Below are 22,260 nucleotides of genomic sequence, written 5' to 3' on the forward strand. Positions count from 1 at the left end.
AAAGCCTTACAATTTCCTAACAATCATTTTAAAATGGTTATTTTAAGCCATCATTATTTAAACTATTAAATGAAATCAAATTTAGGAAATTGGATGCTTGCCGCTGCCGTTTGCATTTCGGCCAGTGCTTGGGCTGCTGATGGCGGTAAACCGGGGAAAGCCAAACCCGCACCGTCTAAAAAATTCATAGATCCGGCCAACATGGATCTGTCAGTAAAACCCGGCGACGACTTTTTTGAGTATGCCAATGGTGGCTGGATTAAAAAAAACACCATCCCTGCTAAAGAAACCAGCTGGGGCAGTTTTATCATGCTGCGCGACAACAATAAGCAACAAATTGTAGGTATAGTGAATGAGGTGAGCAAAACTTCGGCCACGCAGCCAAAAGGCAGTATAAAACAACGGGTGGGCGATTTGTATGCCAGTGCCATGGACACTGTAACCATCGAACGCTTAGGCTACAACCCTATCAAAGCCGATTTGCAACGCATTGATGCCATTAATAACGTTGATGCGGTAGTAAACGAGATTGTTTACGAACGCTCGAACGCCATTGGCAGTCCGCTATTCAGTTTCGGTGTTCGCCAGGATTCTAAAAATGTAAGCAAATACATTGTTAGCTTTGGCCAGGGCGGTACCAGTTTGCCTGATCGTGATTACTACTTGAATAACGATGCGCGTACCCAGCGTATACAGGCTGCTTACAAACAATATATTACCGATCTGTTTACCCTAACCGGTAGCTCGCCCGAAGAGGCTGCAAAAAATGCGTCAACCATTTTCGGTATAGAAAGTAAACTGGCTCAGGCACAAATGAGCCGTGTGGCCATGCGCGATCCAAACAAAACTTACAACAAGTTCACCGTTGCCGATTTTAGTAAAACCACCCCCCACTTAAACTGGGTACAATTATTACCTAAGCTGAAAGTAAACGGCCAGGATACCGTATTGGTTGGCCAGCCTGATTTCTATAAATCGGCGGATGCCTTACTGGTAGCTACGCCGATTGAAGATTGGAAAACCTACCTAAAATGGGGTATTCTGCGTAACTCGGCGGGTTCTTTAAGTTCACCGTTTGTACAGGCTCAGTTTAAATACAGCAGTGTATTAAGCGGCCAAAAAGTACAAACACCTCGTAACGAGCGCAGTGCCATGTTTGTTGATGGTGCCGTAGGCGAATTATTAGGCCAGCTTTATGTAGAACAATACTTTAAGCCTGCCGCCAAAACTTATATGGAAGGCTTGGTAGCCAACTTAAGAACTGCTTTGGGCGAGCGCATTCAGCGTTTGGATTGGATGACGCCCGAAACCAAAGCCCGTGCAACCAAAAAGCTGAATGCCTTTACCGTTAAAATTGGCTACACCGAAAAATGGGAAACCTATGCAGGTTTAAACATTGACCGCAACGATTACTTTGGTAATATCAGACGTGTGTCTGCCTGGGGTTATAATGATATGATTAACCGACTGGGTAAACCGGTTGACAAAACCGAATGGGGCATGACGCCACCTACGGTAAATGCTTACTATAACCCGGTAAACAACGAGATTGTGTTCCCGGCTGGTATTTTACAGTTCCCGTTCTATGATTTTGCTGCGGACGATGCGGTGAACTATGGCGGTATCGGTGCTGTAATTGGCCACGAAATGACCCACGGTTTTGACGACCAGGGTCGCCAGTATGATGCTGATGGCACCCTGCGCGATTGGTGGAAAAAAGAAGATGCCGACAAGTTTAAAAGCCGTGCGGATATGGTAGTAAACCAGTACAACGGCTTTACTGCTGTGGATACCATGCACGTAAACGGTCGCTTAACCTTAGGTGAAAACCTGGCCGACTTAGGCGGCATCAACATTGCCTACGAAGCGTTCAAGAAAACCAAAGAAGGAAAGTCAAATACCAAGATTGATGGCTTCACGCCTGATCAGCGTTTCTTCCTGTCGTTTGCACAGATTTGGAGAGGCCTGCAACGCCCCGAGGCTACTGCACAGCAAATCAAAACTGACCCGCACTCGCCAGGCCGTTTCCGCACCAACGGACCGGTTGTGAATGTGGATGCTTGGTACAAAGCGTTCAACGTACAAGCCGGCGATAAAATGTACAAAAAACCTGAAGACCGGATTAAGATCTGGTAATTAAGGTGGTGAGATAAAAAGAGAGCGCCTGGTTGATTAGCCAAGCGCTCTCTTTTTTGTATAAGCTATAACATAGCGGTTCTACTTTTCTTTACTATCGTCAGTGCTTTCAATGCTCTGCAGTCCGCTCATTGCCGCGGAGGCTACTTACTTTGTCATAGCCACAAAGTAAGCAAAAGGCCTAGCTTTCGCAATCCCTGCCAACGCTACAGAGCCTGCACCCGGCCGGGTGCGAAAGCAGCCCTACGCTCGTTTGAGGAATGAGGCTTGAGGTGCGGAGAGCGAGGAGATGTTCTTGTTTCTTGGCTCTTGCTTCCTGACTCTACCAACTTCCAGTCATCTCCAGCTCTGGGTAAAAGGCGAGCGGCACAGATCAGCCCTGTGCTGTGGCAATGACCTTTTTGCTTTTGCATAAGCGCAGCAATAAGGAGAATTAAGCGCTATCAAAACCACCGCTCTAACTTCAAACCATAAGTCAACAGCAAATTTTCGCTATCCGTTACCGAAATGCGGTTGTAGGCCAGTGAACTGGTTAGGCTAAGCCAGTTGCTTAACTTAAAGCCGAGGTTCAATGTAGATCGCAGGTTCGTATCATTGCGGCGGGTTAAGGAGGGTTGCCAGAAAGCGCCCCCATCCACAGATACATTTTTTCTGATAATGAACCTGAACTGCAAGCGCAAAGAGTTACGGTAGGTATGATAATCGATACGCTGATCATTCACATACAAATCGCTTAAATCATATAAAACACCGTCGCTAATGTTCAGGTAGGCCTCGGGGCGGTCATAAATACTGTAAGCAATACCCCCACCCGCCAATAGCTGGTTATTAATTTTGAGCGAAAAGCTGGTATTGTAATTGGCCAGCCCCCAGTAATAAAAATGCGGCAGGGTGCGGTAGAGGTTAAAATCGAGCGAGGTGGAATAATCGTTATTGGTTAAGTCGCTGTTGTTGCGGCCGTATATCCAGCTATTGTTCAAATTCAGCAGAATGCTTTTTTTCTTCATACCGAAGCCCAAAGCATTGTTGAGCAGGTAAGAGTTACCGTCTTTAGTTCGGTTTACAGTACCGGTACCATTAAACACCGCGTGGTATTGGGTAGTATCGCTAAACTGAGCCGAAGCTGTTAACGAGCAGCTAAATAGCAGGATGAAAACAAGAATTTTGTGCATAGATAACCGTTGAGGTTGCCTCATACCGACAAATAACTGCCCTGCATTGTTTTTATTTATCCGCCAAACAGGCCAATGTTTAGCTAAGCATAATCATATCTTCATCATCAGTAAGGCTCAGTTGTATATTGTCGCTGCCGGCAATGCCTTCAATAGACCCTTTGATGTGTGCTGCACTGATAAGGGCTTTTTCCAGTTGCTTTTCGCGGGTTTTCCAAAGCTTCTCCATGGCATCGCGCTCGCGTTGGATAGATAAACGCATGCTCATAAAACCTTCGCGCAAAGCCTTCCATTGTTCGCCAAATTCGTTGCTCATCAAATAATCATACAGCAGGTGCATTTTATCGCCCCTGTTTTCCTGGGCGCGCATAATAGCGGATGTTTTGATGATACAATCGCGCAGTACAAATGATACGGCTTTTACCTCCTCAAAAGAGCAGATCCAAACGCCATCTTTTTCACCAAAGCAATCCATCCCTTTCGGGTAGCATTGCGTTACAATAACAGCCGTATCGGCGCCAATGTGGCGCATATCTTTTTTAAGCTTTTCTATCCAGTCGCCGCCAAACTCTTTGGTACGTTTGCTTTCATAAATAATTCGGCCGCATTCCTGCCCGTACTGGTTGCGCACGGTTTGTATACAGTCGGCACCGCGTATGCCCTTGCCTACCTCGCCAACCAAATCAAATGGAAAATAGCTGCGCAATATTTCTTCCAGCATCAGTTCCTGCACCTCGCCTTGTAATTGCATGGAGCCTTGCTCGGCTTTGCGCTTCATTTCATCGGCCAGCTTTTTCTGGTCTTCGAGTTGCTTTTCAAGCTCTTTAACCTTTAGCTGGTATTCGGTATCGCGCATAGAGAATTTTTCCACCTCCTGCTTGCGTATCTGCTCGGCCAGTTCCAGGCGTTGTTCCTGCAGTTTGCGTTGGGTAATCAGCTCCAGTTCTTCTTCGCGCTGCTTTAATTGCTGCTCCTTTTGCAAAAAGGCCATTTCTTTCTCGCGCGACTGGCGCAGCTTTTCTTTCGATTCTTCAACCGAGTTTTGCAGCAGCTGCATCTTGGTTTCATAATCGGATGCGATGGACTGGCGAAGGGTTTGCTCCATGGCCAGTTGCAGCTGCCGCTTTTCTTCAGACAAGCGCTGCTCAAACTGCTGCTGCTGCTTGCGCTGCAGAGCACTGAACTCTTCTTCCTTCTTGCGGGCTTCTTCCTCTTTTTGCTGCTTAAACTGCTGCATTTGCAGGCGAAGTTGTTTCTTATACTCTTCGGTCATCACTTCCTCAATCGGGAAGGGATGATTACAACTCGGACACTTAACCTCTGTAGCCATACTTTTGCTTGCTGGTAAATTACTTTAACCAAAATTTTTATACCGCCTTAAAGGTAAAGGTATTTTGTTAAAAATATTAGCAAAGGTTTTACACACGTTTTAGCATTTTATCCACAACAGCACCATCCGTCTGACACATCAATGGCTATTCACCTGCGTGCACATTCCTTAACTTATCAATCAGCAAAAGCATTTTTTCATAATGCGAACCTTTCCAGTACACCCGCCAGCAATGGTCGCACTGCCAGAATTCATTGAAATACTCGCGGGTTTTTGGCTGCAGCTGGTGTGCCACCTGCTGCTTCGGCACCGGCTGCAACAAGCCATTGCATACCATACAGCGTTTAAAGGGCTGCAGGTTCCGGCTCAGGTCAAACCTGCTCATTACATCCCCTATCTGTTCTTCGGTGTTCGGGGAGCAGATGTAATGCCCCCATTTAATGTCTTTGTGTTTTAACAAATGTGCGCTACGGGTTAACACAATACGGTTTTCGGACGCGGCCAATGGCGCAATCACGGCTTCGGTATAGCGGTTATCATACCAGGCATCAAAGCCTAACAGTCGTAGCATACGCGCCAATGTACCCAAATGGGCATCTACAATAAAACCATTTTGCACGGGCGCACTACCACTTATGCTGTAATTTGAGGATAAGGATGAACCATGCGGATAGGCTTCTATCGTGTCATGGTTTTGCAGCAGGTATTGAAAATCAACAGCGTTGCCATTCACCAAAACCACATCTACCTCGGTGTGCGGAATGCCCATGGCCTCAATAGCATCTTTAACGGATGGCTTGCCGTTGAAATAATAATCATGTTGGCAGGGGGTAACGGTTATCGGCAAAATATCTCCTAAACTTCCTTTGAAAGTAAAATTAGCTTTGTGTTCCATATACACTATAGCAACACCCAACGGATGCAAATTGTTAAGCCAAATTTAACCAAAAGGAAATTTTTATAAACCAATGCATTTATAGGGTGTTATTCCAAGTACATCTTAAATACATTGAGCTATGATAATTACAGTAAAAGAACCGGCAACTCATACAGATATAGAACTGGATGCACAACCAGAAGATTATAACGGCGAACAAGGCTGGCGCATATTATCGCCCGATAAAGATTCGTTTGTAATGGTTGAGAAAAACGGCCAATGGAATGTGATGGATGATGCCGACATCAACCCCGAATTTTTGGATGCCATTGGCAAAGCCCTGCATCCGGTTGCACGCTACAATCACTTAAGTGGTTCTGAGGGTGTATAAAAGAACCTCCATTGCATGAAAATAAAAGCGGCATTACGAATTAAAGTAATGCCGCTTTTATTTGTTAAACAAGTGTGTTAATAAAAGTTAAATGATGAAGCTTAATGCCTTTTAGTTGTAAATTAGCAAAAGCCTAATCTAAGCCATCTATTTGCCATGAAGCTGATTACTATTGTCATCGTCCTTGTGTTTTTCACAGCCCGGGTTTGCGCACAGTCAATAAGCGGTATGGTGATTGACCGAAACACCAAGCTACCGGTTGCAGGCGCCCGTATAGCTACCGGCTACCAAACAGTGGGTACCAATGGCGCAGGTTACTTTCATTTAACCACGGCGCATGCAGGTGATACGGTATACATTACCGGCAAGGGCTACAAACCTTACCAGTCGGTTTTGCATTTCAGATCGCCAGGCGATACGATTAAATTCTATCTGGACAGGGCCTCTATCATTTTGCAGCCGGTAACCGTTACGGGCAAGCACAACGCTACGCTCGATTCTTTGAAAACGCGCCGGGAATTTTCATCCGTACTAGCGCAAAAAGCATCGATACTAAAAGAAGGTTTTATTACACGCAATCCCTATCAATATACGCCATATGATAACCTCACCGCACCCAATAATACCACCACCATGGTGAGTTTCAATGCGCTGTCATTACTCAACTTATTTTCAAAAAAGAAAAGTGAAACGTCACGGCTGCAAAAAACGATATTGAAAGATGAAGAAAGCAACTACCTTGACCGCACCTTCTCTAAGCAACTTGTAAACCGGGCAACAGGTTTACAAGGCGACTCGTTGCAACAATTCATGACCCTTTACAGGCCAACCACACAGAAACTAAAGAGCATGACGCAGTACGACCTAATTATGTATGTAAAAGACTGCTACAAAAGCTTCACTAAAACCACTACCCGCCAGCTATAAAATCAGTCGCCTGCTACTGTAACAAATCAAAAAACAGGCAGTCTATTGTTAAATTGGCAACACCTAAAACACAATACATGAGAAACCACGAAATAGACTACCGCATTTTTGGCGAGGAGATGCAGTACGTAGAAGTTGAGCTTGACCCTAATGAAACCGCCATTGCCGAATCGGGCGCGTTTATGATGATGGATGACGGCATACAAATGCAAACCATATTTGGCGACGGCAGCCAGCAGCAGGGTGGCGGTGGCCTTATGAGCCAGCTCTTTAGCGCGGGCAAGCGCCTGCTTACCGGCGAAAGCCTGTTTATGACGGCCTTTACCAACATTAGCCACGGCAAAAGACGGGTAAGCTTTGCATCTCCCTATCCCGGTAAAATTATCCCATTGAATTTGCAGCAACTGGGCGGTACGGTAATATGCCAAAAGGATGCCTTTTTATGTGCAGCCAAAGGCGTAGCCATCAATATAGAATTTCAACGCAGGCTGGGCACCGGTTTGTTTGGTGGCGAGGGCTTTATTATGGAACGTTTAGAGGGCGATGGTATGGCCTTTATGCATGCCGGCGGCCACGTATTCGAGCGCGAATTGCTACACGGCGAATTTGTTAAAATTGATACCGGATGTTTGGTGGGTTACACCGCAGGCGTGCAGTTTGATATTGAATTTATTGGCGGCATACGTAACAAACTGTTCGGCGGTGAGGGGGTGTTTTTTGCTACCCTGCGCGGGCCGGGTAAAGTTTGGATACAAACACTACCGGTGAGCCGTTTGGCCAGCCGCATTTTAACTTATGCATCACCAGGCGGCCGTAAGGAAGAAGGAAGTATATTAGGCGGCCTGGGTAATTTACTGGATGGCGACGGCCGTTAATCTTATAATTTACAGATGGAGGTTAATAGCTGATAACCGGCTATTAACCTCCATCTATTACTACTTACTGTTCATACGTTTAATTTCACGTATCTCTTGTCTTAATTCCTGGATATTTTGTTGCGCCTGGCGGTTTTCCAGATAAAAGTAAATAGCAAAGCCTAAAAATATTTTACCCAGTACAAACACCGCAGCAAATACCCACTTCCAACTTTTGTGTATACGCATATGGGTGCTTTCGCCCTCCACCTCTATATACTTAGGCTCCTTGCTTTCGTTGCTCTGCTCGCGGCGCTCATCACGGTTTATTTTGGCCGGGGTTTGCGGTGGGGCTATCGTTATTTCATTGAAATCAGATTCAATGCGATTCCATAATGTGGGTGGCGGTGCTATGGCCATATGCTGGGCTATCTTCTCCAGATCAATTTCCAGCTCATTAAGTGCCTGCTTTACCTGCGGATAGCTGTTTTTCATATACAGCACCTCCTTCTCTTCCGCCTCAGATGCTGATCCGGTAACGTAAGCTTCCAGCAAGCCGCTTTCAATAAAGTTCTGTATATGATTTTCCATTCCTGATTACTTTAAAAGCCTCTCTTAATATTTTTCTAATATCGTTAGCAGTGGTGCCCAACTCCTGGGCCAGCCAGCTTACGGGCTGCTGGTAATAATAGATGCCGCAAAACACAAAACGTTGCTGCTCATTCATCAGGCTCAAAAACTCGTCGCCGCGGCCGGTGGCTTTTATGCTGTTTGTTAAAGCATGCTCCTGCTGTGCCCGGGCACAGCCTGCCAGCTTTTGTTTGGCTATCATTTGTAAACGCAGCCAGGCGTTGCCCTGGTTCTGCGAAAATTCGCTTAAGCGGAACGGTATCTCTTTAAAAATATCTACCAGATACTCTTCGGCAAGTTTCCGGTCGTTTACCACTTTAGTAATGTAGCCCAGCAGTAAATTACCATAACGGTCATACAGCGCCCTGGTAGCCGTGACGTCGTTTGCGGTTAGTACTTTCTGATTCTCAACTCTTAACTCCACAGGGGAAATATTGATGATTACGCTAACAAATATAACCAACAATTACAATTGCACAGATACCAGCAGTTAAATACAAAAATAAACTATTGTATATCAATAATTTAAAAAATACTTAAAAATACCTGTAACAAAGCATGAGCATCTAAATCTAAATGTTGCTTATATGGCCGAGGTACTACAATAATGCCATAAGCAACGTCCAGAGCCCGAACCTTAAGGGCCCCTTTTAAAACAATCCAACAAAACAATGGCTGATTTAATTTTTAAACTGTGGTGGGTGCTACCCGTTATGGTGGCGCTCGTAATGTACAAATCTGTACTTCGTGTATTTTTTGGTATGGTTATCGTTCCGGATGACCGTATTGGTTTGGTTATTAAAAAGTTTACCCTGTATGGCGACAAGCGCCTGCCCGATGGTCGTATCATTGCCACTAAAGGCGAAGCAGGTATGCAGGCAAAACCCCTTGCTCCCGGCCTTTACTGGCGCATGTGGCCGTGGCAGTACGGCATTATCATGGAACCGTTTACCATCATCGAGCAAAATAAACTTGGGCTGGTTAAGGCCAAGGATGGTGCTGCGCTGGATACCGGCCGCGTGCTGGGTCGCCCGGTAGAATGTGATAAGTTTCAGGATGCCGAGGCATTTCTGGAAACTAAAGGCCAGAAAGGTCCGCAGGCGGCATTTCTAACGCCGGGTAGTTATCGTATCAATACCTTTTTATTTGAGATAGAGAAAGTACCCATCACCCAGATACATGAAAACAAAGTGGGCATTGTAACCACTTTAGATGGTGAGCCTTTAGATAAAGGTGAAATTGCAGGCGGCTCAGTAGCCGGTCATCGCAACTATCAGGACCCGATGGCCTTTATACATGCCGGCGGCAAAAAAGGCTTGCAAGAGGATGTGATATTGGCCGGTACCTATTACCTGAACCCATGGTTTGTAATAGTGGAACAGGTAGATATGATGCATATTCCAATTGGCTATGTAGGTGTAGTAAACTCCTTTGTAGGCCCCGAGGGTACCGATACCAGCGGCGATGCCTTTAAACATGGTAACATTGTGCAAAAGCCGCAAAAAGGTGTATGGTCTGAGCCTCTGGACCCAGGTAAGCATCCTGTTAATATTTATACGCATGGCGTTGAAGTGGTACCTACCACCAACATTGTACTTAACTGGGCCAACAGCCGCAGCGAGGCGCATGAACTTGATAAAAACCTGAGCACCATCAGTGTACGTTCGTCTGACGGATTTACATTTAACCTGGATGTAGCCCAAATCATTCACGTGCCACGCAATGAGGCGCCTAAAGTGATTGCACGCTTTGGTAAGATGAAAAATCTGGTATCGCAGGTACTGGAACCTACCATCGCCAACTACTTCCGCAACGCCGCACAAAAGAGTGATGTGATTGGTTTCCTGACCAACCGTTCGCAACGGCAGGACGATGCCAAGGGGCACATTAGCCAGGTGCTGGCCGATTATAACGTGGTAGGTGTTGATACCCTGATTGGCGACATTGTTCCGCCCGAAGCATTGATGAAAACGATGACCGACCGTAAACTGGCCGAAGAGGAACGCCATACTTATGAAATACAGCGTAGCGCACAACTGGAGCGTAAGGAGTTTGAAAGCGCCAAAGCCGGTGCCGATATGCAGCCCGAGGTGGTAAAATCAACCCGGCAGGTGGAGATCAACACGCAAATGTCGGCCGCTAAAGTGGCTGCAGCCAAAGGCGATGCAGAATCCAGAACCATCAATGCCCGTGCCGATGCCGAGAACCGCACCATTAACGCCCGTGCCGATGCTGAAGCTAAAACTATCATAGCTAAAGCCGATGCCGAAGCTACTGAGGTAAACGGTAGTGCCGAAGCAGGCAAGATTAAAGCCATCGGTTTGGCCGAAGCTGAAGTAACCAAGCAAAAAACTGAAGCCATGGGTACCGAGCAATATGCCATTGTTCGCGTAGCCGAAGCGCTGGCCAGCAACGGCGTTAAACTGGTTCCCGAAATTCTGGTTAGTGGCAAAGACGGCGGCAATGGCGGCATGATTGATGCCTTGATTGGTAGTGAAATGTTTAAGAAGTTACAGAAGGAGAATAGTAGAGAGGAATAGATAACTTTTAATTCATGGAAAGCGCATCTGGTTGCAGGTGCGCTTTTTTTTTGGCGTATATTCTGCGTTTATTAGATTGCTTTTATGCGTTTGAACTTTTTGTTGTGATGATTTACTTTCTTCGTCCGCTCTTGGCCGCGGAGGCCAGTTACTTTGTCATAGCCACAAAGTAACCAAAAGGCCTAGCCAAAAAAATGCGTTCATCCGCACAGGCCAAACTCCCTGGCCCGCTTTTTTGGCAGCCCCGCGCTCTTTTAAATAAGGTTTCATAATACTATCCAAAGATCCCATGTCATTACGAGCGATAGCGTGGCAATCTCTTTGTTTCTTGAGCCCTTTACCTGTCCTGAGAGATTGCTTCGTACCTCGCAAGGACAAGTGGGAAGCATTATCTATGATAAATGATGAATAGTAAAAGAAAGATAACGCACTGCCAAAACAAGCCCTCAAAAAAATCGGCATTCAGCTTCTTTCGGTAGCTTTTAATTAAGTTGAAGTACCAGCTTGAGTAGAAAGAAGGTGCGCCCGGGAGCTTTTTCTTTGGTTACTTTCTTTTTTGCGGTAAAAAAGAAAGTGACGTCCACAGGCTGTGGTATAGACATCTACCTATCCTAACGAAGCAGAGAACAGGAGTTCAACAGCACTAATTAACATAAAATGCTAATAATCTCAAATCACCTCCAACACCTTATACCCCTTACCATTCAAACTAAACTCATCGCCCACTTTACATCCTTTCATTTTTTGACCAATGGGCGAGCCGGGTGATATAGCAAAATAGGTTTGACCTTCGTGTATAAACGTGCCTACACTTACCGAAATGTAAAACCTACCGCTATCCGTAACCACCACACTACCCGCTTCAGCCTGGGCAGAATGGCCGTTGATGCTCACCTGGTTTAGCGTAACCAGCAATTTATTGGCTTCGGTTAGCTGCGCCATGTTGCGGTTGGTTTCCTGTTGCATCATTTCGCGGCCGGTTTCGTACTTATCGCCGGCACTGCTTTTGGTGTCGTCTTTTGCGGCCTGCTGTGCGGCTTCAATGGCTTGTCGGGCCGCGTCAATACGTTGTTGTATAAGGTCAACACACAGGTGATGCAATTCTTTCTTTAAATTGTTGGTCATATCAGCCTGCAAAGATATTAAATTGGCTAAGCCTGTCACTCCTCTTTGCTTTTAGGAATAATGGATATGGTGCCATCTTTTTCGAGCACGGCGTATTTAATCTGCGCCAGCTTTTCCAGCCCGTGTATGGAGCGTGCAGCATACATCACATCTTCCAAATCCACCTGCGATTGCCGCATGCGAACAGGCAGCGGCTCGCCATTATCAACTAAAATGAGCGGCGTACCTTCCACCATCTTAGAAAAAAAATGGAACCGTTGTTTGATGATCGAAAAAACGATATTGACCGTAACAAACACGATTATAAGTATAGTAGCGCCTGTAAGCGAATAATCCATACCTACCAGCGCCTGTTCTGTAACCTGGCTTATGGTAAGCAGCAGCACAAAATCAAAAGTACTGGTTTGCGCCATAGTGCGCTTGCCAATTACACGCACAATAACCAGCAAAAAAAGGTACATGAAAGCTGCTCTGATAACTAAATCCATAACGATCAGGGATAGATGAAAAATTTGGGGTGAAAGGCTACGTTGTTAATAATGATGTCCCCTTCGGCATGGCCTGCTTTCATGGGAATAATGTAAAGCAGTACTCTCAGATTTTTTTCGGGCTTGTACACATACACCCGGTGCCCGTCCTGCACATAGGAGCTTTCGGGCTGCGGAACAAACTCGGTGATTTTAAAATTATCAACTAGCGACTGGCTGATGGTTATGGTGTGTATATTTTCTTTGGCTGATATGAGCACCATTTTTTCGGCCTGGTAGCGCAGGTAACGTTCATACTTAATGTTTACGTTCTGTTTATTACCGGTGGTATCGCTTAGCATGCCATCACCAAACAAGCCGGTGCAAACAATGGCTATCAGCACAAACATGGCTACCCAAGCTACCTTTTGCAGCCGCCAGCTGGTTTGGGTAAACTTCACCTCCTCATCTATCTCCATATCCGTACCCGATACAGGCTCGGCCCCATTGTTTTTCATTTACAATACGTTAAGCGAATCAGCAATTATTTAATAAGTAACCCATTAACTATACAGTTGTTTAGGCATTTATATGTTTAACCATCGTTCAGGCGCTTTAAATACGTTTGCAAACTACTGCTTACAAATGTTAAAAACAGATTAAGCAAATCTTAGTTATTAGGAAAATATAGCCCGATGTGTGCAACTGCCTGCACCCACTGCTTTATCTATATAACCTGTATTTTATGAGTATTAACGACGATAAGAATGCGTATGCATTTTACCAGGAAGCATTGGTGTTGCTGGAAGAAAGTGAAATTCCTTTTATGCTGGGCGGCGCCTTTGCCATATTTCATTACAGCGGCATTTACCGCGAAACCAAGGATCTGGACGTTTACTGCAAATCGTCAGATTGTCCGCGGATTATGAAATACTTTAGCGACCGCGGCTATGAAACGCAGTTTACGGATGCCCGCTGGCTGGCTAAAATATTTAAAGGCGAGTATTTTATTGACCTGATATTTGACACCGTAAATAACATTTGTACGGTTGACGATAGCTGGTTTGAACGTGCCGTGGATGCCAGCTTTTTTGAAAAAGACGTAAAATTACTACCGCCCGAAGAATTGATTTGGAGCAAAATATACGTACAAAACCGCGAACGTTATGATGGCGCCGATATTAATCACCTGCTGGTGCAGTATGGTGACAACCTGGACTGGAACCAGCTGATGTTTCGTATGGACCAGCACTGGCAACTGCTTCTGGCACAGTTAATGTCTTTCCAGTTTGTATATCCGGCCGATTATCAGCAGAAAGTGCCGCGTTGGGTTTATGATGAATTGCTGCGCCGTGCACACGAACAACTGGATTTACCAGCAGCAACCGAAAAGGTTTGCCGCGGCCCGATGATTGACCAGACACAATACAGTGTGGATATTAAAGATTGGGACTATAAATCGTACACCATTAAAACCGTTTAATTTTTAGTAATGGACGAGAAAAAAATAACCCGTATAGCTGCAGTAGGCGACATCCATGTCAAAGAAACCGATCATGGCAAATGGGTGGATTATTTTCGGGAGATATCAACAAAGGCAGATGTGCTGCTGATATGCGGCGACCTGACCGATACTGGTGATGAGGACGAAGCTAAAATACTGGCCGAAGAATTAAGAGCCTGTACCATACCGGTAATTTGCGTGCTGGGTAACCACGATTATGAGAAAGGCCGCCATAAACTGATTAGGCAAACGCTGCAAAACCAAAACGTACATATACTGGATGGCGAAGCGCTGGTAATTGGCGATGTGGGCTTTGCCGGCGTAAAAGGCTTTGGCGGTGGGTTTGACCGCTACCTGCTTACCATGTTTGGCGAAGATGCCAACAAAGCATTTGTGCAGGAAGCCGTTGATGAAGCCCTGCACCTGGAGCGCGCGCTGAACAAACTGGATGGCGAACATCAGGTAACTAAAAAAATTGCGGTATTACACTATGCGCCTATTAAAGCTACAGTGGTTGGCGAGCCCGAAGAGATATTCCCTTTCCTGGGGTCATCGCGCCTGGCGGAACCACTTATTCGCAACAATGTAATTGCGGCTTTTCATGGCCATGCACATGCCGGTACGCTTGAAGGTATTTTAAATGGCAACATCCGGATATTTAATGTGGCAAAGCCCATATTGGTAAAGGCTGGTTATGCCTGCCCGTTCTATTTGCTCGAAGTGTAATTGTCAAGCCATACAACTGCAGGTAGTAAGTAACAGCAACAGGTAATACAAAATGCTATTACCTATTGAAACACTTTTTGTAATACGTATGTTACATACTCCGTTAAACCATGGTTAAATATTCGCATCTTATCTATTATAATATAAATTGGAACACCTATGAAAAAGACCATTTTGTTATTTAGCTTGATTATAACAGTTTTACTATCAAGCACTACTTATACCAACGCACAACGCAAAAGAGGCATGAGCGATCAGGCCAAAGGCGCCTTAATTGGGGGTGCAGGTGGTGCTGTAGCCGGTGGTTTGATTGGCAAAGGCGTTAAAGGAGCCCTGATTGGTGGTGCTATTGGTGCTGGTGGTGGTTACATTATTGGTAACGAGCATCGTCGTAACAAAGCTAAAAGACAACGTGCTTACTATCGTACCCACAAACGCAGCACTTATTACAGCCGTCGTAAATATTAATCAGAATCTTTATAGCTCTTAAAAAGGAAAGGCCTGGAATTATAGTTTCAGGCCTTTCCTTTTTTACAAAATTGCATACGTTAAAACACGAGGCTATTGAAACCTGTTGCCTAATTAACAAAACAGGATTACACCATGGCCGAGATACAAATTACCAACCGCGAAACGTTATCAGAGCGCAAGTTTCCGCTTAAATACTTCACATACCAAAAGCCGGATGCCGATAATAAAATGCAAAGTCTAAAGGCCGAGGTATACTTCCGGCCCGATGCAGTGGGCATATTACTATATGATACAGAACGCAGCAAGTTTTTGCTGACCAAGCAATTCAGGCTACCGGCCTACCTGAACGGCAGCGATACCGGTTATCTGGTTGAAGTTTGTGCCGGCCTTATCGATGAGGGCGAAACACCGGAAGAAACTGCTATACGGGAAGCTTTTGAAGAAACAGGATATGAAATAACCGACGTCAAGAAAATAGCAGCAGCCTACACTTCGGCCGGCGGCATTACCGAATATATACATCTTTATTTAGCCGCCTACAACCCATCCTTGCAAAAAAGCAAAGGCGGTGGTTTGGAAGAAGAAGGGGAAAATATTGAATTGATAGAACTTGATTTTGAACAGGCCAGGCAAATGTTAAAAAATCAGGAATTCAGGGATGCAAAAACAATTATGCTATTGCAACATTACTTTTTATTTTGTTAATTACAATTGTCAAATCAATGTAAACAAAATAAGTTCCCTTGCGTAGTAATGTTTGGATTAAACAACCGTATTACGCTAAAGTAGTGTAAAGCATAATTTAATTGATGGGTAAAAATTTACGACTTGCGCTGCTTTTATTTGGACTGTTGCCATTAGGTGCCCTTGCACAGGACGAGGGCGGGTTTGGATCGGGATTTAAAAGAGATTCGGTACCCCAGCGTGACTTGATTGATGTGTTTAAAACGGTATTTAAACCACGTGCAAAGCCATCAACCAGTATGGGTCCTGCTGATTCCAAAGTTTACTTTTCGTTTTTACCCACAGCTACCAGTGTTCCGGGTGGCGGCAAGGCATTTATTACCTCTACCACGGCCGGTTTTTACTTGGGCGATCATGAAACTACCAACCTGTCCAGCGTTAGTTTTACACCATACTTCAACTTTCAGGGGCGCTATGGATTGCCTTTAAGATCAAGCATCTGGCTAAGGGACAATAAATGGTTCATAACCGGCGATACCCGCCTGATGGTTTACCCGCAAGATACCTGGGGCCTTGGCGGCGATCAGCCCAATGAAAATAAAATGCGGGTGGATTATAAGTACATCCGCTTATACCAAAGTGTGCTGCGCCGTATAAAACCATACTTTTTGGTTGGTGTAGGCTACGCGATGGATTACCACATTGCCATTAATACGAATGAAGAGCAAACTACTTTGCCAGATTTATCGGGCTACCCAATAGGCACAGCTCCCGGCCAAAACTCTTTCTCGTCAGGAGCAACGCTCAATATTTTGTACGATACACGCAACAACTCGCTCAACCCGTTGCCGGGATGTTATGCCAACTTTATTTACCGCTACAACACACCGCTGTTGGGTAGTAACCGTACCTGGCACTCCATATATGCAGATGTAAGGAAATATGTATCGTTGGGCCATAGTCCGGTACAAAATACGCTGGCCTTTTGGAGCTACTACTGGTCAACATTTGACCGCGGTACCCCCTATTTAAGTTTGCCCAGCATTGGGTGGGATGTATATAATCGCTCAGGCCGTGGCGTACCTCAAAACCGCTACCGCGGGTCGCGCCTCGTATACTTTGAAACGGAATACCGCCGGGGCATAACGCGCGATGGCTTACTGGGCTTCGTTTTATTTGCCAATACCACTTCGGTTACAGAGCCTGAAAACAACAAGTTCAAGTATTTTCACCCAGCAGGTGGTGCCGGTTTGCGCATCAAGTTCAACAAGTCATCCAACACAAATATGGCTATTGATTATGGCTTCAGCAAAGGATTCTCATCCATCCGCTTAAACCTGGGCGAAGCTTTTTAAGCTGTTCGTCTCTTCTCTCGGTAATAACATTTAGTATATCGATTATTTGGACTTGATTTATCGAAGGTATCTCTTATCCCAAAGCCTGCAATTCAACAAAAAAGGCCGCTTGCATGCAAGCGGCCTTTTCAATGATTTCGTACATCAGTTAATATCCTGGATTCTGCGGAAATCCTGTTTTGTCTGACAACAAATCCAATTGGGTTTGTGGAATTGGGCGTAGCATGTGGGTTTCCTTCACATTAGTTGCGCCATCGTTGTTGTATGCTTTTACGCGTGTGGTTAGCAAACCTGTGCGGGTTAAATCAAACCATCGTAACTGTTCGCCGCACAACTCACGCGCACGCTCATCCAAAATTAAATCCAACGTTACCTGGCTTGGCTGTATGGTCATGGCCGTAACGGCTGCTGTGTTTTGATCAGCCGAGTTTGATGCCCTGTAGGCCGCACGCTGCCTGATCACGTTGATATACTTTGCAGCATCGCCTGTATTACCTAACTCAAACGCAGCCTCGGCCGCAATAAGGTAAGTTTCGGATAGCTTGGCTACAATGAACGGACGCGTTGAGGCGTTGTTGGCAGCCGTGCGGTTAGGGTCGTCAAATTTCATCATATGCGGATACATCTGGTTGGTGTAATCGCTCGGTGCATAGATGCGGTACTTTTTGGCTGCTCTTAATTCGGCCAATACCTCGCGGCCTGGCATGTACAAAGCCGTATCGCCAATGTTAAAGCCTTTTACGCTGGTATTGCACAGCCAAAGCGTACGGAAGGTCTTGTCATAACGTGAATCGCTGGTACGGTTACCAAAGGCAGTATTTAGCAGATACCCGGTAGGCCTGAACCTACGCCACGGACGCTGATACAGCACGCTCCTAACAACCGGAATAACACCATTTACACTTTGTGCCTCATAATTGGGCGTAAACAAAAAGCAGGCACGGTTCTCTTTCAATCCGCTTGCCGGTGCATTGGTGTTCGATTCATTGAACTGATCGTTCAGGGTGTGCTGTACGGCAAACAGGTTCTCGCCGGTGTTCTCGTTGCCTGGCTTATTCACATTGGCAAAATCATTGAACAGGCTGGCACCATATTGCGATGGATTATCAACCAGTTGCTTGGCGGTGTTATAGGCTAACTGAAAATCGGCCTGTGCGGTAGTAGTACTTCCGGTAATACCTTTCTTTTCGGACCATGCACGGGTTAAGTACACTTTTGACAATAAATGCAATGCAGCAGCCTTGCTGGCTTTTGCAACGTCTGACGGACGTGCGTCCGGCATTTTAGATATGGCATCCGTTAAATCTGCAATAATAGCAGCATAAACCTCATACACTGTGTTGCGCTTGGATACCGTTGAAGGAACTGTATTGAAACCCAGCGGCCCGGCGCCTAAATCAAGCGGCACACCACCGTACGATTGTACCAGCAGAAAATAATACAAGGCCCTTATATACTTTGCTTCGGCAATAACCTGGTTCTTTTGTGCGTCGGTAAGTTCGGTGGATGCCTGGGCATATTGAACTACGCCATTACAGGTGTTGATGTATACAAAATCATTATTCCAGGGCGTTAACAGCTGCCCGTTATCCGACCGGATGGCGTAGGTATTCAGCTGTATGGTTTCGCTGTTCGCAGCATCGCCGGTGGTAAATTCATCCGTACCGGGAACCGTGATAGCCAGCGCACCCTCCGGGCCAAATTGAAAACGTAAACCAGAGTAGGCGGCAGTTAAACTATAGTTGATGCCGGCTGCAGTTTTTAAGTAATCCGGGGTAAGTATTGATCGCGGATTTTCTTCAAGCTTTTTTGAACAACCTGCCGTCAGCGTTCCGGCCACAACAAGCAGTGCTAATATTTTATTGATTGATTTCATAATTGGTTTCTGAATTAATATCTAACATTTACACCGAAAATGAACGTACGAACCGGCGGCACGTCCACACCCACAGTTAGCTGGCGGCCTTGCACCGCAATACCGGCACCCTCGGTTCCGCCGCCCGAACGGTTTGGCTCGGGACTAACGCCGCCCATTCGCATGTAGGGCGAAAACAAGTAGCCAACGTTGTTGCAGGTAGCATATACGCGGAGTGATTTACCGCCTATTTTTCTTATCAGTTTATCGGTAAAAGTATAGCCGAAGTTAATGCTGCGAATGTGCAGATAGCTGGCATCAAAGTAAGCTAATGATGATGGTGCAATCTGAGGCAAGTCGCCCTGCGTTGCATCCGGCATCGGGAAATCATTGGTTGGATTGCTTGGCGTCCAATAGTTTACTTTCGGTACGTTATGACGACCGTTGATGGTATAAAAATAGCTTTGCGGGTTATAAACAGCGCTATACAATAAACCGCCATAACGGCCATTGGCTACAACCGACAGGTCGAAGTTTTTGTAAGTAAACCGGTTGGTAATACCACCTTCAAATCTGGCCTGATAGTTTCCGATAAGCGTACGGTCGTTCGCATCAATTTTGCGGTCGCCGTTCAGGTCGAGCGCTTTGATCTGGCCTGGCTTTTGGTTATATAAAGCGGCCTCTGCGGCTTCGTTAGTTTGCCATATGCCCAGCTTTTTATTATCGTAAGCCACATCAATAGGCTGACCAACAAACCAGCCGTTGGCCACATCCTGCGTTACACCATTTTGCAGTGCCAAAATTTTATTTCTGTTCAGGAACCAGTTAACGTCAACGCCCCAGTTAAAACCATCTTTCTTTTGCAGCACCTGCGCCGAAAGGCTGATCTCAATACCTTTATTTTCTGTACGGCCAATATTGTTCAAAAAGCTGCCCGGTACACCGGTAGTTGCCGGCAACTGTTGCGGCAGCAGGATATCAAAGGTACGCTGGCGATATAAGTCAATTGAACCGGTCAAGCGGTTGTCCCAAAAACCGAAATCAATACCGGCGTTGATGGTTTTGCTATACTCCCATCCCAGGTTAGGGTTGGTTAGGTTGCTCAGGTAATAACCGTATTGCCCGGCTGTACCGCTGTTGTAGTAATTTTGACTGATCAAACCCAATGTAGCATAAGGGTTAATGGCCTGGTTAGATGTTTGCCCCCAACCTGCACGCAGCTTTAAGTTGCTGATATAGGTCTGGCTTTTCATGAAGCTCTCGTTGGTAATGTTCCAACCAGCTGATACTGCCGGATAGTAGTTCCATTTCTTTCCCGGAGCCAATACTGACGAACCATCCGCACGACCGGTTAAGGTTAACAAAAAACGCTCGTTGAAATTATAATTAACCCGCAGCATGTACGATAAGATATCGCGCTGCGTATATTGGTTGTTGTTGGATGCCGGAACAATGTAAGGCTGATCAGACTGGCCAAGGTTGTTATATTGCAGATAATTGGCCAGGATGTTTTGTGCCTGAATGTATGAGCCCTCGCCGTGTTGCTCTTGCAAGCTGTATAAAGCAGTAACATTGATCTTATGCTTTTCGGCAATGGTTTTATCGTAGTACAGCAAGTTTTCGATGGTATAATCGTAACCCGAATTATTAGATACAGTGGCCTGGCTATAAGTTTGCGTTGCCGGACTAAATGCTGACACCGGTGCCTGGAAACTGCCGTACTGATCCTGAACGTAACGTGCACCGATATTGATACGGTATTTCAAGCCTTCTAAAATTTGTACCTCGCCATATAAGCTGTTGAATGTACTAATCCTTTTGCGGCGCTGTGCCCAGTTCTCTCTGTTGTTTACCAATAGCGGGCTAAACTGATCCTCGCGCGGAGCAGCAGGTTTAGCAATTACATTACCGTTGGCATCGTAAGCCGGTACAAGCGGACTTAAACTAAGCACGCCAAACATCAGATTTACATTTTCGCCATCGTTTTGTGTAAATGTGTTTTGGGTGCTTAAACCTACCTTAATGCGCTTGCCTATTTTTGCATCCACACTGGCGCGCAAGGCATAACGCTGAAACTCCTGGCCCGGCACTACGGTAGTCTGGTCAAAATACCCACCGCCTATAGAATACTGGCCCTGCTCGGTACCACCGCTAACGGTAACCTGATGATCCTGCTGGCGGGCAGTTTTATAGAGCAAATCCTGCCAGTCGGTACTGGTGCCGTTTGCAATCGACTGCTGCTCTTGTGGTAGATAGAAAAAGTTATTATTCGGTGTTGTAGAGCCATTTGCAGGAACGGAGTTTGCCAAATCGCGGTAAGCACGGAACTCGTCGCCGTTTAACACCGGATACTTTTTCATCACGTTGCCAAAGCCATAATAGCCATTATAACTGATGGTAGTTTCGCCGGTACGGCCGCGCTGCGTAGTAACAATGATAACACCGTTAGACCCACGGGAACCATAAATAGCTGTAGCCGAAGCATCTTTCAATACATCGATTGATTTGATATCATTTGGGTTGATATCATTTAAGCTGCCGGTAAAAATGATACCATCAACCACAATCAAAGGATCGTTAGCGCCCGAGGTAAGCGAACGCTCGCCCCGAATACGTATGCGGCCCGGATCGCCAGGGCGTGAGCTGGTATTGGTTACACTGATACCTGCCGCACGGCCTTGCAGTGCCTGCCCTAAGTTAGATACCGGAACCTCGCGCAAAGCTTTTTCATTAACTGATGCTATAGAACCGGTAACGTCCGATCTGCGTTGTGTACCGTAGCCAACTACCACTACTTCGGTAAGGCTTTTGGCATCTGGCCGTAACGGCACATCATAAACATTGACGCCAGGCTTAATCAAAATCTCCTGGGTTGGATAGCCCACAAAAGAAACAACCAGCGTATTTTCGTTTGCAGGTACCTCTATCGAGTAGGCACCTTCTACGTTAGCAGCTACGCTTTTACCCGAAGTTTTTAATCTCACGGTGGCACCAGGCAGCGGAAGTCCCTTTTCATCGAGTACCTTACCGGTTACCTTCCGGTTTTGTGCAAATACGATGACCGGGCAAATCATCAACCCGACCATCATAAACACTTTAATAAAATGTTTAAGTTTAGTTTTCTGCATAATTTTCTGAGTTATAATTGAAGTTTAGTATGATGCTTAAGTTGAGCAGATATTAGATTCTCACCATTTTCCTGTACACGCGGCTACT

20 protein-coding genes are annotated in these 22,260 nt (G+C 45.7%); 10 read left to right on the top strand and 10 right to left on the bottom strand.

What is annotated here, in order from left to right:
• The first annotated feature begins 69 nt into the window (after window positions 1-69).
• Entirely contained in the window at window positions 70-2,136 is a 2,067-nt protein-coding gene (locus KHS38_RS04410) for a M13 family metallopeptidase (RefSeq protein ID WP_213487296.1), read from the top strand.
• Window positions 2,137-2,579: 443 nt separating this feature from the next.
• Here the strand turns inward: KHS38_RS04410 and KHS38_RS04415 are convergent, their stop codons facing one another.
• From KHS38_RS04415 to KHS38_RS04425, 3 genes are all read right to left on the bottom strand, one after another.
• Window positions 2,580-3,308, bottom strand: coding sequence for a DUF481 domain-containing protein (locus tag KHS38_RS04415; RefSeq protein WP_213487297.1), 729 nt, complete (start codon window positions 3,306-3,308; stop codon window positions 2,580-2,582).
• A gap of 79 nt (window positions 3,309-3,387) precedes the next feature.
• The gene (locus KHS38_RS04420; RefSeq protein WP_249665272.1) at window positions 3,388-4,638 is read right to left on the bottom strand and encodes a DUF2130 domain-containing protein; all 1,251 of its coding nucleotides are present in this window, start codon (window positions 4,636-4,638) and stop codon (window positions 3,388-3,390) included.
• A 145-nt stretch (window positions 4,639-4,783) separates the two neighbouring features.
• Window positions 4,784-5,533, bottom strand: coding sequence for a Mut7-C RNAse domain-containing protein (locus tag KHS38_RS04425; protein ID WP_213487298.1), 750 nt, complete (start codon window positions 5,531-5,533; stop codon window positions 4,784-4,786).
• Between the two features lie 121 nt (window positions 5,534-5,654).
• On the opposite strand from KHS38_RS04425, the gene KHS38_RS04430 reads away from it, so the two are divergent.
• From KHS38_RS04430 to KHS38_RS04440, 3 genes are all read left to right on the top strand, one after another.
• Window positions 5,655-5,906, top strand: coding sequence for a hypothetical protein (locus KHS38_RS04430; RefSeq protein ID WP_213487299.1), 252 nt, complete (start codon window positions 5,655-5,657; stop codon window positions 5,904-5,906).
• 156 nt (window positions 5,907-6,062) lie between these two features.
• On the top strand, window positions 6,063-6,833 hold the full coding sequence (locus KHS38_RS04435) for a peptidase associated/transthyretin-like domain-containing protein (RefSeq protein WP_213487300.1): 771 nt from the start codon (window positions 6,063-6,065) through the stop codon (window positions 6,831-6,833).
• Window positions 6,834-6,910: 77 nt separating this feature from the next.
• Window positions 6,911-7,708, top strand: coding sequence for a TIGR00266 family protein (locus KHS38_RS04440; protein ID WP_213487301.1), 798 nt, complete (start codon window positions 6,911-6,913; stop codon window positions 7,706-7,708).
• A gap of 60 nt (window positions 7,709-7,768) precedes the next feature.
• Here KHS38_RS04440 and KHS38_RS04445 read toward each other — a convergent pair whose 3' ends face one another.
• Together KHS38_RS04445 and KHS38_RS04450 are read right to left on the bottom strand one after the other, a co-directional pair.
• Window positions 7,769-8,278: a hypothetical protein gene (locus KHS38_RS04445; RefSeq protein WP_213487302.1), complete on the bottom strand. Its 510-nt coding sequence runs from the start codon at window positions 8,276-8,278 to the stop codon at window positions 7,769-7,771.
• A complete protein-coding gene (locus tag KHS38_RS04450) occupies window positions 8,250-8,741 on the bottom strand; it encodes a sigma-70 RNA polymerase sigma factor region 4 domain-containing protein (RefSeq protein WP_213487303.1) in 492 nt (163 codons plus the stop codon). Before KHS38_RS04450 ends, KHS38_RS04445 begins: the two co-directional genes overlap by 29 nt.
• Window positions 8,742-8,988: 247 nt before the next feature.
• Between KHS38_RS04450 and KHS38_RS04455 the strand changes: the two genes are divergently transcribed.
• Window positions 8,989-10,857, top strand: coding sequence for an SPFH domain-containing protein (locus KHS38_RS04455; RefSeq protein ID WP_213487304.1), 1,869 nt, complete (start codon window positions 8,989-8,991; stop codon window positions 10,855-10,857).
• 669 nt (window positions 10,858-11,526) lie between these two features.
• On the opposite strand, the gene KHS38_RS04460 is transcribed toward KHS38_RS04455, so the two are convergent.
• Genes KHS38_RS04460 through KHS38_RS04470 form a run of 3 tightly spaced genes read right to left on the bottom strand, consistent with a single transcriptional unit; the run spans window position 11,527 to window position 12,967 of the window.
• Window positions 11,527-11,982, bottom strand: coding sequence for a GreA/GreB family elongation factor (locus KHS38_RS04460; protein ID WP_213487305.1), 456 nt, complete (start codon window positions 11,980-11,982; stop codon window positions 11,527-11,529).
• 35 nt (window positions 11,983-12,017) lie between these two features.
• Window positions 12,018-12,470: a DUF421 domain-containing protein gene (locus KHS38_RS04465; RefSeq protein WP_213487306.1), complete on the bottom strand. Its 453-nt coding sequence runs from the start codon at window positions 12,468-12,470 to the stop codon at window positions 12,018-12,020.
• A gap of 5 nt (window positions 12,471-12,475) precedes the next feature.
• On the bottom strand, window positions 12,476-12,967 hold the full coding sequence (locus tag KHS38_RS04470; RefSeq protein WP_213487307.1) for a hypothetical protein: 492 nt from the start codon (window positions 12,965-12,967) through the stop codon (window positions 12,476-12,478).
• A 227-nt stretch (window positions 12,968-13,194) separates the two neighbouring features.
• On the opposite strand from KHS38_RS04470, the gene KHS38_RS04475 reads away from it, so the two are divergent.
• The 5 genes from KHS38_RS04475 (at window position 13,195) to KHS38_RS04495 (ending at window position 17,189) form a co-directional block, all read left to right on the top strand.
• Window positions 13,195-13,932, top strand: coding sequence for a nucleotidyltransferase (locus KHS38_RS04475; RefSeq protein ID WP_213487308.1), 738 nt, complete (start codon window positions 13,195-13,197; stop codon window positions 13,930-13,932).
• 9 nt (window positions 13,933-13,941) lie between these two features.
• Window positions 13,942-14,679 carry a metallophosphoesterase family protein gene (locus tag KHS38_RS04480; RefSeq protein WP_213487309.1) on the top strand — a complete coding sequence of 246 codons (738 nt, stop codon included), beginning with the start codon at window positions 13,942-13,944 and terminating at the stop codon, window positions 14,677-14,679.
• A 159-nt stretch (window positions 14,680-14,838) separates the two neighbouring features.
• Window positions 14,839-15,147: a YMGG-like glycine zipper-containing protein gene (locus KHS38_RS04485; protein ID WP_213487310.1), complete on the top strand. Its 309-nt coding sequence runs from the start codon at window positions 14,839-14,841 to the stop codon at window positions 15,145-15,147.
• 135 nt (window positions 15,148-15,282) lie between these two features.
• Window positions 15,283-15,855, top strand: a complete 573-nt coding sequence (locus KHS38_RS04490; protein ID WP_213487311.1) for an NUDIX domain-containing protein — start codon at window positions 15,283-15,285, stop codon at window positions 15,853-15,855.
• 104 nt (window positions 15,856-15,959) lie between these two features.
• Window positions 15,960-17,189 (top strand): BamA/TamA family outer membrane protein, encoded by a 1,230-nt coding sequence (locus tag KHS38_RS04495; protein ID WP_213487312.1) that lies wholly within the window; start codon window positions 15,960-15,962, stop codon window positions 17,187-17,189.
• A 148-nt stretch (window positions 17,190-17,337) separates the two neighbouring features.
• On the opposite strand, the gene KHS38_RS04500 is transcribed toward KHS38_RS04495, so the two are convergent.
• Both KHS38_RS04500 and KHS38_RS04505 read right to left on the bottom strand, forming a co-directional pair.
• Complete coding sequence (locus KHS38_RS04500) at window positions 17,338-19,065, bottom strand: RagB/SusD family nutrient uptake outer membrane protein (RefSeq protein WP_213487313.1); 1,728 nt, start codon at window positions 19,063-19,065, stop codon at window positions 17,338-17,340.
• A gap of 14 nt (window positions 19,066-19,079) precedes the next feature.
• A complete protein-coding gene (locus tag KHS38_RS04505; RefSeq protein ID WP_213487314.1) occupies window positions 19,080-22,172 on the bottom strand; it encodes a SusC/RagA family TonB-linked outer membrane protein in 3,093 nt (1,030 codons plus the stop codon).
• Between the last annotated feature and the right edge of the window lie 88 nt (window positions 22,173-22,260).

Source organism: Mucilaginibacter sp. Bleaf8 (assembly GCF_018390515.1).
GTDB lineage: Bacteria > Bacteroidota > Bacteroidia > Sphingobacteriales > Sphingobacteriaceae > Mucilaginibacter.